The following is a 16,015-nucleotide window of genomic DNA, read 5'->3' as shown; positions in this document are numbered from 1 at the left end:
CCCACGACATGGAAGAGGTTCTTTCCAATATCTATTCCAAAGACGGCGCACTCCTGCGGTTGGTTACGATTCATAATGGGGTCGGAACAAGAGCAGTCCGAAATCGTACGCTAAGGTCGAACGAAACCGGAACGATACCGTAGATCGGATGTGCAACATCCGATCTCTGTGGATTGCCATCGACATGCGCCAATTTTGATTTCTCTGTCCGGCCCGACTCGACAACGCTTCGAGCAGATTGCTCATCAATGGAGTCGGGCGATGGCAAAGCGCAAGCTTCTTAAAGATCAAGATCGCCGGAAGCTTGTCGACATACCAGTCGACGAGGATAACCTAATCCGACACTATTCGTTGTCATTGGCGGATCGCCTGGAGATTGAACTGCGGAGACGTAATCACAATCGGCTCGGCTTTGCCATCCAGCTATGTCTAATGCGATACCCGGGTCGAGTGCTTGGAGCAGAAGAAACTCCGCCTCGCGCCATGCTGAAGTATGTTGCTGATCAGATCGGCGCCGCTCCAGACGAATTTGCCCTCTATGCACGCCGCGAAGAAACCCGTCGGGATCATATGGCGCGGCTAATGGTGTATCTGGATACGAGAAGCGCGACGCTGCAAGATCGCCGCGCCGCGCTATTGGCGGCAATTCAAGCGGCGACCATGTCCGACGACGGTGCTGCGATAGCCAGTTCGACTGTCGCCGCGTTTCGCGAACGCGGCGCTCTTCTGCCGGCGATCGACACGATCGAACGCATCGGCCTTGCCGGCCGTGCCATAGCCCGGCGGCGAGCAGAAAGAACCCTGATTGAAGACATCCCACTCGATAGGCTTCAATCACTGGATAGGCTGTTAGAGGTTGACCCGTCGATCGGCCAGACCCGCTTTCATTGGCTGCGTTCGGCACCAGAAGCGCCGGCCGCGTCGAACCTCGTCGGGCTGACCGAGCGGATAGCCTTTCTGCGGCGGCTGGAGATCGATCCGGAACTGCAGGCGCGCGTGTCATCCGGACGGTGGGACCAGATGATCCGGGAGGGCAACGCAACGCCGGCCTGGCTTGCCAACGACTTCAACGCCAGCCGTCGCCACGCTCTGATCGTGGCCCAAGTCATCAAGCTTTGCCAGAAGCTCACGGACGATGCGGTGACGATGTTCATCAAGCTGATGGGTAAGTTGTTCTCGCAAGCCAACAACCGAAAGAAGCAGCGACAGATGGACTGCAGAGCGAACACCGCCAAAGCGCTGCGCATGTTTCTCGATACGATCACCGCCCTGCGGTCCGCCAACAACAATGGTCGGAATGCAATGGATGTTCTCGACCAAAGAGTCGGCTGGGATCGACTGCTTCGGATGAAGCCTGAGCTTGAGTCGATGGTCGACGACAACGAGGCGCCGCCGTTGACCGTAGCAGCCGAGCAATATGCGACCGTCCACAAATACACTGGTGCATTCCTTCAGGCATTCACGTTCCGCTCGGCGCTTCGCCACGATCCACTTCTAGCGGCAATTGCGCTGCTTAAACGGCTTCATGCCGAGAAGCGACGGACGCTCCCTGATCGCGTCCCGCTCACCCACCTTAGCCAAACTGACCGGCGGCTCATCTTCGTACGAGAAAAACCTGATCGCCGTCTCTACGAGATCGCAACACTCGCTTCTTTGCGAGACCGGCTTCGTTCTGCGGAGATCTGGGTCGACGGCAGCCGATCTTTCCGGCCCATTGACGAGCATTTGATGCCGCGAACAACATTCATCACGTTGAAGGAGGAGGATCGTCTCGGATTAGGCGTCCAAGCTGATGGCGCGCAGTGGCTTGCCGAAGCGCGTCAGATGCTCGAGTTCAACCTGCAGCGTCTTGCGCACAGGGCACGATCCGGAAAGCTCGAAGGAGTTCGTCTTGAGGCCGGAACGTTGATCATCACACCAACTGCCAGCGAAATCCCTGTGGCCGCCGAGGCACTGAATGCCGAGATCAGCGATATGTATCCGTTGGTCGAGGTTCCCGACCTGTTAAGGGAAGTGCATGAATGGACTGGCTTTGCAGATTTATTCACGCATGTTCGCACCGGCGACGTCCCAAAAAATGTTTCTGCCATGCTGGCTGGTGTATTGGCCGATGCTACGAACCTTGGCCCCAAACGAATGGCGGGCGCCTCCAAGGGGATCAGCGCTCACCAGATTGGGTGGATGCGCACATTCCACGCCCGATCGGAGACCTACCGCGCGGCGCAAGCGTGCATCACCGATGTCCACACCCAGCATCCGCATTCCCGCCTTTGGGGCAATGGCACAACGTCATCGTCAGATGGCCAATTCTTTCGTGCGAGCGACCGAGCCGCAAAGCGCGGCGACATCAATTTGCACTACGGCAGCGAACCCGGGACGAAATTCTATAGCCATCTATCAGATCAGTACGGCTACTTCAGCATTTTGCCCATCAGTCCCACCGAGAGCGAGGCGGCCTATGTGCTCGATGGGCTCTTCGATCAGGACACGGTGCTCGACATTCAGGAACACTTTACCGACACGGGCGGTGCCAGTGATCATGTCTTCGGGCTGTTTGCCTTGATCGGAAAGCGGTTCTCACCGCGACTGCGCAATCTCAAAGACCGGAAGTTCCACACGTTTGAGAAGGGCGATGCATATCCAACCCTGTCGAACCATATCGGGGCGCCGATCAACACCGCCCTGATTCTCGACCATTGGGACGATCTGCTCCATCTCGCGGCGTCGATCACGACGCGGTCCGTGGTACCGTCTACGATCCTCAAGAAACTGTCCGCATCTCCGAAGCAAAGCCATCTCGCGAGGGCGCTCCGCGAACTCGGCCGTATCGAAAGGTCGCTCTTCATGATCGAATGGTACTCAAGTCCGGCATTGCGGCGACGCTGTCAGGCCGGCCTCAACAAGGGTGAGGCTGCCCATAAGCTGAAACGCGCTGTCTTCTTCCACGAGCGAGGCGAGATCCGCGACCGGTCGTTCGAAAGCCAGGCGTTCCGCGCCTCTGGTCTCAACCTCGTCGTCAGCGCGATCGTCCACTGGAATACAGTCTATCTTGACCGTGCAATCACACAGCTGAAGCGAGCGGGTCGAGATATTCCTGATACTCTGTTGAAACACATCTCGCCGCTCAGTTGGGAGCATATCAATCTTACCGGCATCTACACCTGGGATGCCGAACATCAGATGCCGAACGGATTTCGATTGCTCCGTCTGCCAGCTAGGCTGCAGCGGGTCGCATAAGTTCTCATTCCGTTCGTCCTTAGCGTACGATTCCGGACTGCTCTTGTTCTGACCCCGTAAAACAGGAACAGCAGGAATAATCTTGTACGATGTAGCTGCGACATCGGGGCGCGAGATGTCGTCCACTTGCGTTACCGCCGGAACCGCGACTGCTGAATTTTACAATATCATTCAGAGCGACGACTTCAGTTTGGGGCTCCAAATGAAGGAGCGTTGAAATGATTGCACAGTCGATAGCGCAAACTGTCACGCCCGCCCTTGGAGAAGTTCCTGACTTCCAAGTTGGCGAACGTGTGAAAACGGCAGTGCGCTTTCCAGTCGGCCACTACCGACTTCCCACTTACCTCCGCGGCAAGGCCGGTATCGTTGAACGAGTCATCCCGACGATGGGTGTCGACAACGAGGAGGAAGGCTATGGCCGGAATGCCGGGTCGAAAGGTCATTACTACCGTATTGCGATCCCGATGACCGAAATCTGGGCTGAGTACAAGGGCCAAGCAACAGACGGCCTGAGGATCGAAGTCTTTGAAACCTGGCTCGAAAGGATTTGACCTTGCACGACGACAATCACGATCACGATGAGCACGATCATCATCACGACCACGCGCATCCGCATGAAGACATCTCCGTCACGGAGCCTCCCAGTTATTACGACATGATGGAAACAGCGGTTCGCGAGCTTCTCGTCGAACGCAAATTGTTCGGCGCAGACGAAATCCGGCGACAGATCGAAGTCTTGGATTCCCGCACGCCGGCACTCGGTGCGAAGGTCGTTGCGCGAGCCTGGGTCGACGACGAATTCCGCAAACGTCTACTCGATGACGGGCGAAAGGGTTGCGAGGAACTGGGCATCACGTTCTACGACGACACGCAGTTGATCGTTCTGGAAAACACGCCTGAAGTCCACAACCTCATCGTCTGCACGCTGTGCTCGTGCTACCCGCGACCCGTACTGGGCTTGCCGCCGGACTGGTACAAGCTCAAGCCGTATCGGGCCCGAGCCGTTTACGAACCTCGTGCTGTTCTCGAGGAGTTCGGGACGCACATTCCCGATGATGTCGAGATCGTCGTCAGCGATTCCACGGCCATGGTTCGTTACCTCGTGCTGCCGATGCGGCCGGCGGGTACTGAAGGACTATCTGAAGAGGAACTTGCTGCACTGGTGACGCGCGACGCGATGATCGGCGTCATCCCTGTCGAATATCAAAAGAGGGTTGCATGATGTCCAGCGAAGGCCTCGTAAAGAAACTCCCCAATGATATCGGCGGGGAAATTGGCGGAAAAATTGAACGTGTCGAACACGAACTTCTGCCGTGGGAAAAGCGCTGCCACGCACTCGCGGACGTCCTTGATTTTCACAAGATCATCAATACCGAGGAGAAGCGCCGCGGCGTCGAAGCGCTCGGCTCGGAGATGATCGGGAAGCTCTCCTATTATGAGCGCTGGATCATCGCCTTCGCGAACATCCTGTTCCAGAAAGGTATTCTGACCCCGAGTGATATCGCCACCAAAATGGCTGAAGTCGAGGCGCGCTCGAAGTCACAAGGCCAAGCTAATGGCTGACCTCACAGTGACGCGCGAAGCGGCTTGCTTCTTCGAGGCAGATGGGACGATACCGGTACTCAGGCGTTCGTTTGTCGAGGCAGTCGGGACTTGCTTGCTGGCGGTTGCGATGGTGGGCTCCGGCCTCACCGTCGAGCACAAGCTCGCGGGGGAACCGATCGCCACATCGCTCGTTATCGCGATCTCGATCGCCGGTTCGCTAGTGGGATTGATCATCGCTCTCGGAAAAGTTTCCGGGGGCCACTACAACCCCTTGATCACTGTCGGGCAGTGGCTCCGAGGTGAACGTCCGACTACATGCACGATCGCGTATGTAATCGCCCAGATGTTGGGCGGGGCCCTTGGCGCGATCATTGCCACAACGATGTTCGGAGCATCCTCCAGTCCGATCATGGGCCACACGCCCTCACTTGGCCTAGTCATTAGCGAGATTGTAGCTTCAACGGGCCTGCTTACGATCGTCATCGGTTGCGGACGCAGTGGCAAGCCAGATACGGGTCCGTTCGCCGTTGGTGCCTGGCTTGTTGCAGCCATTTTAGCCACGCCTTCAACGTCTTTTGCCAATCCCGCGGTCACTCTTGCCGCAGCGTTCGCCGCTGGCCCGGTCGCGTTGAGCGTGGCGTCCGCGGCTACGTTTGCCGTGGCTCAGGTTGTCGGTTTGCTTGTGGCGCTTGGTATCACCAAAGTCGCGTTCGAGAATACGCGGGACATACCTCGCCAACGTCGTCCAATTTCGAGGTCAGCCCAATGATCAGACCTGAGGGTATGACGGCCCTGGAGACCCGGCTACCGCCGAGCATTGTGATCGAGCGGTTTCGTTCCGCGGTGGAAAGGGCCGGAATGAAAGTATTTGCTCTCATCGACTTCGCAGCGGACGCAAGGGATGCCGGGTTGGTTATGGAGGACGCAGTGCTACTCATCTTCGGCAATCCGAAAGTCGGCACTCTTCTGCTCATCGACGCGCCGCATTCAGGTATCGATCTGCCGCTCAAGGCACTTGCGTGGACCCATCAAGGTAAACAGTGGCTGTCGTACAACGAGCCTGCCTATATCGCGCGACGACATGGCCTCTCGATCGACGGGCCAATTCAGAAGATGTCCGAGGCACTCAAATCCGCTGCAATTGCGGCCACCAGCAACGAAGTATCCTAAGAGACAGAGGAACCGTTATGACGACAATTACTGAACAAAAAATCGCCCACGTACGAGCGCCAGCAAAAGCGCTCGAACTACTCATGCTCGGCTTTCTGGGCGTACTGCTAGTTGGCGGTGTGGGCTTCGCCGGAATCCCAGCAGTCCACAATGCCGCCCATGATGTCCGTCACACCCTAAGTTTTCCGTGCCATTGAGGTTGATGCAATGGCCTATCTTCAAAAGCTCTTCTTCGCGGCGATAATCGCGGGATCCATCGGCGGCATTTTCGCCTCGGCGCTCAATATCTCGATTACTGTGCCGATGATCCTCCAAGCAGAGATATCCGAGCATGCGGCTGAACACGCCCATGCTGGCGAACAGGGGGGGCACGAGCACCCTGAGATGTCCGCATTCGCGAGAAACACGTTGACCGTCGTCGGCATGATGCTGGCGCATGTCGGCTTCGCGCTTATGATGACTGTGCTCGCCGAACTAAAAGGGAGCTTGGCCTCTTGGAAATCCGGTCTTGCCTGGGGCGCTGCCGGATACCTTATCTTCAGCCTCGTTCCCGCACTTGGCCTTCCGCCGGAGCTTCCCGGGATGCCCGCCCCGGACCTCCTTCAACGTCAGGTTTGGTGGATTACTTGCACGGCCTGCACTGCCGGCGCGATCGTGTCCGCCGTCAACTATCGTAGTCCTCTGGCCCTCATTGCTGCGGCGGTTCTTGTGGCAATGCCATTCCTAATTGGCGCTCCAGCTGCCCCAGAAATGGAGACATTGGTGCCCGCAACTCTGCACCATGAGTTCGTGATCGGGACCCTTGCGGCAAACCTCGTGACTTGGCTCGTAATGGGGCTGTCCCTCGGGATGATAAGGTCTCCTGCACGTCCGCGGTTGGCGACGCTCAGCAGCTAGCCAATCTTTACAGGTGACAAAGCCCCTCGCGTATATACCGAGGGGCTTTCCGTGATCCGCCGCCTTGTTGAACCCGACATACGGCGATGACCTTGGCGATCGCTGCCAAGCAATGGCTCAGCGACGATCCCGCGGCGAGCCCATACTCCCGCCACCACCGGTATTCTCCGGACCCGAACGGCCCGCTCCGGGCAGGCCGCCGGTGCTGCGCTCGCAGCGCAATCTCGTCTAGAAGCGTTCGCCCTCGCTGCCTGATGTCAGACAGGCAATCCCGCCCCGAAGGGCGGGGAAGCCCTTAAGCTTTGCGTGCAGCTAATTCAAGGTGATTTGAAGCCTCGTCGGTCGTCCATAGCGCGTTCGCGAACCACCGGAAGTTTACGAGGGCCGCCATGTAGGCGTCTCCCTCGGGTAGTTTGCTGCCCGCAGTGGCATCGCGTACCACGGCAACTTCGAACCCGTGTTCCACGAAGTCGCGAAGGTGTGACTCGACGCAGAAATTGGCTGCCATACCCGCAAGGATAACCTTGTCGATGCGCTTCTTTCGCAGTTGGAAGATCACGTCATTCGTTTGTGGCCCGGCAATCTTGTGGGGCGAGCAGACGATGGTCTTTCCGTCCTCGATGTATTGCTTATATTCAGGCATCCAATCAGCGCCTGATCCGTCGAAACCTTCAAGTGAGAGCGGATCACGACGGTCGAACATACGCAGTTTGTGCATGAGGGTCTCACCTGTCGCGGCGAAGTCCCAGCGATGATCGACCGGGTAGTAATAATGCGGTGAGATGACGACACTGATGCCGGCTCGCTTCGAGTTTTCGAAGAGGCGGCCGATATTCTCCACGGTATTGTGCTCGGTGATGCTCTCACCAAATGCACCCCAAGCTGCCCCCTTGGGGCTGAGAAAGTCGATCTGAGGATCAGTGATCACAAGAGCCGTGGTCGACAGATCGATATCGAACTCTACCTTGGGAAGCGCAGGGTTTTCCGGATCCTTATACGCGGTTGGAATTACGCTGGTCATTGGAATCTCCTAAGGTTGCCACCGAGACTCGGCCCGCTGGCGTTTTGATGTGCATTAGTGGTACAGCCGGCTTGAAAGCCCAAACCCGCGCCAACCGGGCTTGCGATGTTGGCAAGGTTGTAGCCGTACGGAAAGTTGGCGTTCACTCAGCGGTTGGTGTCACGCAGGATCTCAAAGAGAAACCAGACTCGTTGCTCGCCTTCATCAATCCAGTTCTCCAGAAGGCTTGCCGTTGCTATGTCAGCGTGCTCATCGCAGACGCCATGGAGGTTGCGCAAGCTTGCAACAAGGCCGGCATTGTCTTCACGGAGTTCGGCCAGCATTTCATGAGGATGAACAAAATCGGCGTTGTTGTCGGCAATACGCTGGCGCGTTGCGATATCACCGATAGACCTGAGGGTGGGTCCACCGAGCTTGCGAACCCTTTCTGCAAGCGGGTCAGTCATCGCCAGCAACTGCTCGCCGTGCTCGTCAAGCATGAGATGGTGGTCGCGGAAACTCGCGCCGCTCATATGCCAGTGAAAGTTTTTGGTCTTGAGATAGAGCGCAAACACATCGGCGAGCAGCGTCGTAGCAGCGGCAGAGATGTCCTTAACGGCATCCTCGGACAAGCCTGTCGGCGTCCTGAGGCTTGCCATACGGCGTAAGTGTAGCTGTTGGTCCATGTGAGGTTCCTTGCGTTTGCCGCGGTCCCGAACCACAATATGCGTTCCGTCGGGCCGATCTGAGTACGCACGGACTATGCGAGCGTTGAGCGCGGAGATCTTGCAAATATCGTCTCCAAAAACCGATCGTCTTGCGTACGAGCGGAGCGGATCCGCCAATCACGTTCACATCAACGCTGATAGTAGACAATTAACTGAAGCGACGGTCGCGCAGACGATGTCGGCATAATCGAAATCGGAGAATGACAAATGGCTATCAAGGGCGAACTTCTAATCGGCGGCGAGAGCTTCTCGGGCAAAGGAACGGCGTTCTTTGCCATCGAGCAGACGATTGGCAACCGGCTGGGCCGGGCCTTTCATGGAGCGACACCAGATCAGGTAGAGAAGGCGTTGGCGTTATCTTGGGAAGCATTTGGGACCTATCGCGAAACAACGCTGGAGGAACGCGCTCTATTTCTTGAACGCATCGCCGAGAACATCCTCGATCTCGGAGACGAACTGGTGGAAAGGGCTAGCGCGGAGACGGGGCTTCCTAAAGGCCGGATTGAAGGCGAACGTGCGCGCACCGTCGGGCAATTGAAGCTTTTTGCAAAGGAGGTGCGGGACGGTCGTTTTCAGGAACTTCGGGTCGATCCTGCTGACCCCGAGCGGAAGCCCAACGCGAAGCCTGATCTCAAGCTTCGCAACATCCCGTTGGGTCCTGTAGCCGTGTTTGGGTCCTCGAATTTCCCGCTGGCTTTTTCCGTCGCAGGTGGTGACACGGCTTCTGCCCTTGCTGCGGGATGCCCGGTAATCGTCAAGGCTCATTCGGCCCACCCGGGCACTTCCGAGCTGGTCGGAAGGGCCGTTCAGAAAGCCGTCGCCGATTCCATGCTAGCCCCGGGCGTATTCAGCTTGCTGTTCGACGCCGGGTTCGAGGTAGGCCAGGCGTTGGTCGCAGACAGTCGCGTCCGTGCGGTCGGATTCACGGGTTCCCGCCGCGGAGGTCTGGCTTTGCTCGATATTGCATCGCGCCGAAAGCAGCCGATCCCTGTTTACGCGGAGATGAGCAGCATAAACCCGGTGATTATTTTCCCGGCTGCTCTTGCGAACCGAGGAAATGAGATTGCGAAGGGGTTCATCAGCTCACTAACGCTTGGCGCTGGCCAATTCTGCACAAATCCAGGCCTAGTTCTTCTAGTCGAGGGAATGGGTCTCGATGAGTTTCTGAGCAAGGCAGCGACCCACATCGCGGAAGCGGCAGCCCAAACGATGCTGACCGCCGGGATCTGTGATGCTTTCCGACGTGGAACTGCAACGCTGGAGTCCAAGTCGAGCGTTCAGGTAGTAGGTCGAGGAAAACCTGGAACCATGATCGAGGGCCAAGCGGTGCTTTTCGCGACCACAGGATCGGCATTGATTGAAGATGCCCAGCTTCAGGAGGAAATCTTCGGTGCGGCTAGCCTTGTGGTCCGTTGCGCGAATCATGACGAACTTCAGCGCGTTCTCACCGCGCTGGAAGGTCAATTGACGGTTGCCCTTCACATTGACCAAGATGACTTTGAGATCGCAAAACCGCTCATTCCGGCCCTTGAACTGCTAGCGGGACGCCTGCTAGTGAACGGTTTCGGAACGGGTGTGGAGGTGTCGCCGGCCATGGTCCACGGGGGCCCTTATCCGGCGACGTCCGACGGTAGGTCCACCTCGGTCGGCACGATGGCGATCTATCGGTTCCTGCGGCCCGTTTCCTACCAGGATTTCCCTGCGTCGTTGACGCCCTCCGCGTTCAACAAACGATAAAGACACCAACAACGGCAAAAACTTGTGCGCAAGGCCCTTTTGCCCGAAAAGGAATGACCTCGCCTTGTCGCCGATGGCCGACCGAGGCGGCCCATGTGCCGCGGCGCTGAAGTCCATTCACGCTGATCGAGGCACATATGTAGGCGCTGAGCGGCTGCCCGGTGGTGACGCCAAAGGCAGGTCCCGGCGAGGGAAAAGACCGATACGGGACACGATTCGACCTCTGGCTACCCACCCCGCAGTCAATCGTGGATATGGTACTTCGGGAACTTCAGCTACGTTAGAACTCTCCTTCTGCAGAAATATGTACTGTTGATCACCATCTTTAGTCGACACGCGACTGGAACGTTCAATCAAGTCGCCAGCCTCGGCGTTATGCGCGGACGAAAATCCTCGCTTAGAAGGAGTTGACGGACATTCTCGAGCAGCACCCAAAAGTCACTATCATCTTGCTGGCAGCAGGAAAGGCCAGTCGCTATGGAAGCGACGAGGACAATAAACTCCTCGCAGAGTTCGAGGGCGTTCCACTCGTGAGACGGACTGCCTTGCGCGCAAGCAAAAGCAATGCCAATTCCGTTGTCGTAGTCGTTGGCTTTCAGGCCGCAGACATCATTTCGGTTCTTGCCGGCCTTCCAATCAACATAGCCACTAACCGCGATTTCCCACTTGGGATTTCCAGTTCGTTGATGGCTGGATTGACGATGCCGGAAGCTCGCTCCGCGGATGGCGTGTTGGTCATGCTGGCCGACATGCCTACGATTTCAACAGTGAATCTGAATTCGGTTATTGACGCATTTGCCGCTGACGACGGACGATCGATTGTCGTCGCGGCACACGGAGGCGTTCGCGGGAACCCGGTGATCATTCCAAAGTCGTTGTTTGGCGACCTGATGTCCCTCGAGGGCGACGTGGGGGCGCGAAATATCATTCGACATTCAGGCATTCCGATTGTCGAAGTTGAAATCGGAGCGGCCGCCCTGCACGATGTTGACACGACTGAGGCGGTCATCGCGGCAGGCGGGACCGTCTAACCGTTTCAATCAAGACCGAATATGCCCTTGTTCTCCGGGACCTTCAGACTTTAGAGGAACGCGGCCCGCTCACCTCGTTGAACCAGAACAACGAATAAAGCGCTTCAGGAATTCGTAAAGAATCTCTGGAAACTGATGTGATATAACGTTGAGGGTGACAGAGCGCTCCAAGGTGTTCTCCTTCGCGATCTGACCACTCGGGATATACCCGGATTTTCGACCCTCGTGGGTTGGAGTGTTGATCAAGTTCAGAGGCAAGCACCGGAACCAGCGGTTTTTCAGAGCGCCTCGGCACTGTGAAGCCAATAACGGCGAAGGTGGGCCTTCTCGGCCCTACCCTATCACTGGGAATTCAACCCGGATCGCAATGCCATTGTCATTGAACTCCCGTTCGATGCGCCCGCCGAGTCGATCCTCAATCAAGCGACGAAGGAGGACAGATCCGTCACCCGCGACTGGCGAGCTCGAACAAGACGTCCCGTACTCGCGCCAACGGACAGACAACCAATTGTCCGTTTTCAGCCAACCCACCTGGACATGACCCGTTCGAATCGACAGCGCTCCGTGCTTGAGCGCGTTTGTGGCCAGCTCGTTCATCACAATCCCGAGCACCGTTGCATCAGAGCTGCAAAGTAAGACCTGCTCGCCCTCCAGAGCAATCGGATCCCCTTGCGAGCGCTGGTACGGAGACAGCACCCGGGTTAGAAGACCAACGAGATCCGGGGGGTGCCCGGTTTCCCGATCGAGAAGGTCATGTACCGCAGATAGTGCTTTCAGGCGCGCTCCCAGATCATCAGCGGCGTCGGCATCCAATGTCAGCCTAGCAACTCCGATCACGCTGGCGTATGCATTCTTGAGTCGGTGGGCGAGCTCTCGATGCGACAACCTGATGGATTCAATAAGTTCTTTAAGCTCGGTAATTTCTGCTCCTGATTTCAGCCGCCGGAGAGCTGCGCGCCCAGCCATATCGAGGGCAGATGCAACCTTCAACTCGAACTCGGTCGGCGTGCGACGCGGATGCCAATATGCCGCTATTGCGAAACCCGTTTCCGATGGAGCCAGACGCATTGTCAGCTTGTAACGCATTTCTGTACCCGATATTCGGAGCGCCTCCCCCGAAATCGACTTTCCTCTTATGCCCCCGTGCAGGGTCACGTATCCGTGTTCAGAGATATCGATTTTATTGCCGACCCAATGCGGTACAGATGCGTCTTCCGCAACGCAATGATAGTCATCTCCGCTTCTTCGTATTATGACGATACCCTCCGCAGACATCAATTTATTTGCCGCGGAGCGCATCTTGGTCAAAACCTCTTCCGGCGTCGTGGCTGTCGACAGATAGCCGATAGCCTCAATGAGACTATAAACCTGTTGCTGGACCGGCGTGCCGAGTTCACGTGGGGCAGTCATCTCGACCTCCATTATCGAATGTCAGACAATTAACTGGCTCGAGCGTTTGAAAATTGGATGATTGGGCCTCCGCAAAATCACGACATATGGTCACCGCCGGTTGTGGCTATGTCCGTAGCGTCCCAAGCCAAGTGTGGATTGGAGTGGAAATCAGGTTTGCGAAATTGAGGGATCTCAATTTACGTCATATGGGATAAGCAACAGCCGGGAGGTGAAGTGCGCAGCCCGGACCAGATTCAGTTGCTCAACACATGTGGCCAAGAATTTGCCTTGCACCTCAAAACCTGAACAGTCATATTTGAAACCTTCGACAAAGCCGACGCATGGTCCGACGCCCAAGGTGGTGAAACCACAAGTCAAAATGCGTTGAACCATACACATGGATAGTTGCGTAGACGAATGATGCAGCCTTATTTTGGGTGCCGTCGGAACTGGTTCCACTCCAGTCGTCTTGCTGAAGTATTTTACTAATTAATATCTTGCGAACGTTGGTACCTGCCCTGACGTTCCATCCCGAGGTGAATGTGACTATCTATCGGTTTGGCGAATTCGAACTGGATCCAGGCCAGCGCCGGTTGAGCAAGGGCGAGGCAGCCATACGCATCGGCGCGAGAGCTTTCGATGTACTGACGTGCCTGCTCGAGAAGGCCGGAACAGTCGTCACGAAAGAAGAGATCATCAGGACCGTATGGCCGAGCACGTATGTCGACGAGGCTTCGTTGCGCGTCCATATGGTGGCACTTCGCAAGGCCATCTACGATGGTGAGCAAACGCTTTGTATCGAAAGCATACCGGGACTTGGATACAAGTTTGCCAAGCCAGTTTCCACGATCACCGATGATTCCTCTGCCAGCACAGCGCCTACGACACGCTACGGCCTGCCGGCAACGGTCGTGCGTTTGATCGGACGGGATGAGTTCCTCGCACACAGTGTGGAATTGATGCGCTCGATGCGGCTGATGACGATCACGGGGCCGGGAGGCATCGGAAAGACTTCGGCAGCAATCGAAATTGCCCGCTCCCTCGCCACTGAGAACAACAGTGTCGTCTTTCTCGACCTCGCAGCCCTCTCCAACGGGGAATTGATAGTCTCGCACCTGGCGTCGTCGCTTGGCCTAAGCGTCTTTTCGTCGGACCCCATGCCTGGCATCGTTCAAGCGTTGGGGAATTCGCGTACCGTCCTGGTGTTTGACAATTGCGAACACCTGATCGACAGCTGCGCCGGCGTCATCGACAGGCTTCTTCAACTAACACCCTCCACCTCTGTAATCGCTACAAGCCGCGAACCCTTGAGGATCGCTTCGGAGAAGGTCCGGCTCCTGCCTAGCCTGGAGGTTCCGAAGAAAGACGATCTGCCCTCCGCCTGTCACGACTTTTCCGCACTGGAACTCTTCAACGAACGTTTGATTTTCGCCACGGGCCAGAATGGGCTTACCGAAATGAAAGACATTTCGATTGCCGCCGATATTGTCCGCAGACTAGACGGAATCCCGCTGGCGATTGAACTAGCGGCATCACGTGTGGCAGGGCTTGGCCTTCAAAACACAGCCTCTTCCCTCAGTGATCCGATCAACACCCTCTGGCGCGGTCGCAGGACGGCCCCTCCCCGACAGCAGACTCTGAGGGCGACAATCGAGTGGAGCTACAACCTACTCACAACTGAGGAGCGACTTCTACTCAACTGCCTTTCGGTGTTCGCAGGACCGTTTACAGGCGATGCGGCTTGGTCGATAGCCAGGGATTTTCTCGATAGAGAAACGTTCTCGGACGCGCTTTCCGCCCTGCGGTCGAAGTCGCTGGTATCGACATCCCGCGGCGACGGGCGCCTTCGTCTATTGGAAATGACCCGTGCCTTCGCTCGTAGGCAGCTTAACGCCGGCGAATTCGCGGAAGCGTGCGGCCTGTCACATGCTCGTTGGGTCGGCGCGGAACTGGAACACGCGAAAGCTGGGTGGCGAAATCTCGATAAGTTCGAGTGGCTTCAAGCGCACGGCGACCTCATCAACGATATCCGCGCCGCGCTTGACTGGTGTTTCGACACAGGTCAGCGGAAATTGTGCTTCGAGATCACGGCCGCATCTCATATCCTCTGGACACAACTGGGCTTGATGAACGAGCAACTGAAGGTCGTCGAGCGGGCTATGGCACTGATGGAAACGACCGCCAACGTTGACCCTCTGATCGAGACTCAGCTTCGTTCGACGCTGGGCCTCGTGCTCTTCCATGTGAGAGGGTTGCGTGCGGACCAACAAGCGCTGCGAGAATTCGAAAAGGCGGCTGAGATCGCGGAGACGATCGGCGACCACGTCGAGATCGTCAGGGCTCACAGTGGGAGATGCGCAATCATAACAACCCAGGGAAGATATGCGGAGGCTGCTGAGATCGCGCTTCAGCTGGAGTCCAAGTTCGGCAAGCTTGCGCATGGCGCCAGCAGCAGAATTCTTGCCATGAACACCCACTTCCTCGGGCAGCATGAGAAGACCCACCAGCTTTGCACTCTTGCCGTCGAAGCCACCCGCGGGCCGATCGGCCGCACGCTAACGAGCGGTGCCGGATTCGATCAAAAAACGGTCGCACTGATGTTGATGGCCAAAACTTCCTGGATCCAGGGATTCTCGCAGCGCGCGATTTCTCTCGCGGACGAAGCCATCGCCGAGGCTCTGAACCTGGACGATGCGATATCAATATGCCTTGCGATATATGTTTCTGCGTTTCCTGTGTATTTCGGTCTGGGTGAATTTCAGGTTGCGCGACACCATCTCGCACTTCTTCGAGAACTGTCGACGAAACACTCGATGTTCAGGTCGCAGCTTTGGGCAGATGCCTTCGAGCTGCTGTTCCCGGAATCAAACGCCACGACAAGGCAGTTCGAAACCGCATTCGTTGGAGACACCAACGGGTCCCGGCTCGAGACGGTGATAACGCTTGCAGGAGAGCGCTGCGGAGCGGATCTGGTGGATTGGGCGCTCGCCGGGGATGCCGGCTGGTGCCGTCCGGAACTCCTCAGGATAAAGGGCGATATCGTTCGTCACAGCGATCCCGCAATGGCACGCGACCTATATTCCCAAGCGATCGCTGGCGCGATCACTCAGAAGTCACCGCTCTGGCAACTGAGAGCCGCCAATAGCAACGCTGAATGGTTGCAGGATGACGAACGGTCGACTTCGAAGCGGATGATAGAGGCAGCGCTGAAAGCGTTCCCGGAAGCACCGCCCAGAATAGAGCTTCAAACCGCAGAGCGCTTGCTCGCCTTATAACAG

14 protein-coding genes are annotated in these 16,015 nt (G+C 56.9%); 11 read left to right on the top strand and 3 right to left on the bottom strand.

Annotation, left to right across the window (positions count from 1 at the left end; genetic code table 11):
* The first annotated feature begins 261 nt into the window (after positions 1–261).
* From V6R85_RS23855 to V6R85_RS23820, 8 genes are all read left to right on the top strand, one after another.
* A complete protein-coding gene (locus V6R85_RS23855; protein WP_111791606.1) occupies positions 262–3,237 on the top strand; it encodes a Tn3 family transposase in 2,976 nt (991 codons plus the stop codon).
* 218 nt (positions 3,238–3,455) lie between these two features.
* A complete protein-coding gene (locus V6R85_RS23850) occupies positions 3,456–3,788 on the top strand; it encodes an SH3-like domain-containing protein (protein ID WP_111791605.1) in 333 nt (110 codons plus the stop codon).
* The gene (locus tag V6R85_RS23845; RefSeq protein WP_111791604.1) at positions 3,785–4,459 is read left to right on the top strand and encodes a nitrile hydratase subunit alpha; all 675 of its coding nucleotides are present in this window, start codon (positions 3,785–3,787) and stop codon (positions 4,457–4,459) included. The genes V6R85_RS23850 and V6R85_RS23845 overlap by 4 nt, the downstream gene beginning before the upstream one ends.
* Complete coding sequence (locus V6R85_RS23840; protein WP_045534778.1) at positions 4,456–4,800, top strand: SH3-like domain-containing protein; 345 nt, start codon at positions 4,456–4,458, stop codon at positions 4,798–4,800. Before V6R85_RS23845 ends, V6R85_RS23840 begins: the two co-directional genes overlap by 4 nt.
* Positions 4,793–5,551 carry an aquaporin gene (locus tag V6R85_RS23835; RefSeq protein WP_045534776.1) on the top strand — a complete coding sequence of 253 codons (759 nt, stop codon included), beginning with the start codon at positions 4,793–4,795 and terminating at the stop codon, positions 5,549–5,551. The genes V6R85_RS23840 and V6R85_RS23835 overlap by 8 nt, the downstream gene beginning before the upstream one ends.
* The gene (locus V6R85_RS23830; RefSeq protein WP_045534774.1) at positions 5,548–5,952 is read left to right on the top strand and encodes a DUF302 domain-containing protein; all 405 of its coding nucleotides are present in this window, start codon (positions 5,548–5,550) and stop codon (positions 5,950–5,952) included. The genes V6R85_RS23835 and V6R85_RS23830 overlap by 4 nt, the downstream gene beginning before the upstream one ends.
* A 17-nt stretch (positions 5,953–5,969) precedes the next feature.
* Positions 5,970–6,149, top strand: a complete 180-nt coding sequence (locus tag V6R85_RS23825) for a CbtB domain-containing protein (RefSeq protein ID WP_111791603.1) — start codon at positions 5,970–5,972, stop codon at positions 6,147–6,149.
* A 10-nt stretch (positions 6,150–6,159) separates the two neighbouring features.
* Positions 6,160–6,849 carry a CbtA family protein gene (locus V6R85_RS23820; protein WP_111791602.1) on the top strand — a complete coding sequence of 230 codons (690 nt, stop codon included), beginning with the start codon at positions 6,160–6,162 and terminating at the stop codon, positions 6,847–6,849.
* Between the two features lie 295 nt (positions 6,850–7,144).
* Here V6R85_RS23820 and V6R85_RS23815 read toward each other — a convergent pair whose 3' ends face one another.
* Positions 7,145–7,870, bottom strand: a complete 726-nt coding sequence (locus V6R85_RS23815; RefSeq protein WP_045534772.1) for a cysteine hydrolase — start codon at positions 7,868–7,870, stop codon at positions 7,145–7,147.
* Positions 7,871–8,016: 146 nt separating this feature from the next.
* Complete coding sequence (locus V6R85_RS23810; RefSeq protein ID WP_111791601.1) at positions 8,017–8,535, bottom strand: Dps family protein; 519 nt, start codon at positions 8,533–8,535, stop codon at positions 8,017–8,019.
* A 249-nt stretch (positions 8,536–8,784) separates the two neighbouring features.
* Between V6R85_RS23810 and V6R85_RS23805 the strand changes: the two genes are divergently transcribed.
* Positions 8,785–10,314 carry an aldehyde dehydrogenase (NADP(+)) gene (locus V6R85_RS23805; RefSeq protein ID WP_111791600.1) on the top strand — a complete coding sequence of 510 codons (1,530 nt, stop codon included), beginning with the start codon at positions 8,785–8,787 and terminating at the stop codon, positions 10,312–10,314.
* A 407-nt stretch (positions 10,315–10,721) separates the two neighbouring features.
* Positions 10,722–11,345, top strand: a complete 624-nt coding sequence (locus tag V6R85_RS23800) for a nucleotidyltransferase family protein (RefSeq protein ID WP_064263923.1) — start codon at positions 10,722–10,724, stop codon at positions 11,343–11,345.
* 333 nt (positions 11,346–11,678) lie between these two features.
* On the opposite strand, the gene V6R85_RS23795 is transcribed toward V6R85_RS23800, so the two are convergent.
* Positions 11,679–12,755: a sensor histidine kinase gene (locus V6R85_RS23795; RefSeq protein WP_160297381.1), complete on the bottom strand. Its 1,077-nt coding sequence runs from the start codon at positions 12,753–12,755 to the stop codon at positions 11,679–11,681.
* 524 nt (positions 12,756–13,279) lie between these two features.
* Here V6R85_RS23795 and V6R85_RS23790 point away from each other — a divergent pair.
* Positions 13,280–16,012 (top strand): ATP-binding protein, encoded by a 2,733-nt coding sequence (locus tag V6R85_RS23790; RefSeq protein ID WP_129565178.1) that lies wholly within the window; start codon positions 13,280–13,282, stop codon positions 16,010–16,012.
* Positions 16,013–16,015 lie beyond the last annotated feature (3 nt).

The sequence above is a fragment of the Agrobacterium sp. CCNWLW32 genome (genome assembly GCF_037083425.1).
Taxonomy (GTDB): Bacteria; Pseudomonadota; Alphaproteobacteria; order Rhizobiales; family Rhizobiaceae; genus Agrobacterium; species Agrobacterium radiobacter.
The sequence above is the reverse complement of the archived record's forward strand: the minus strand, read 5'-3'. Positions and strand labels throughout refer to the sequence as shown.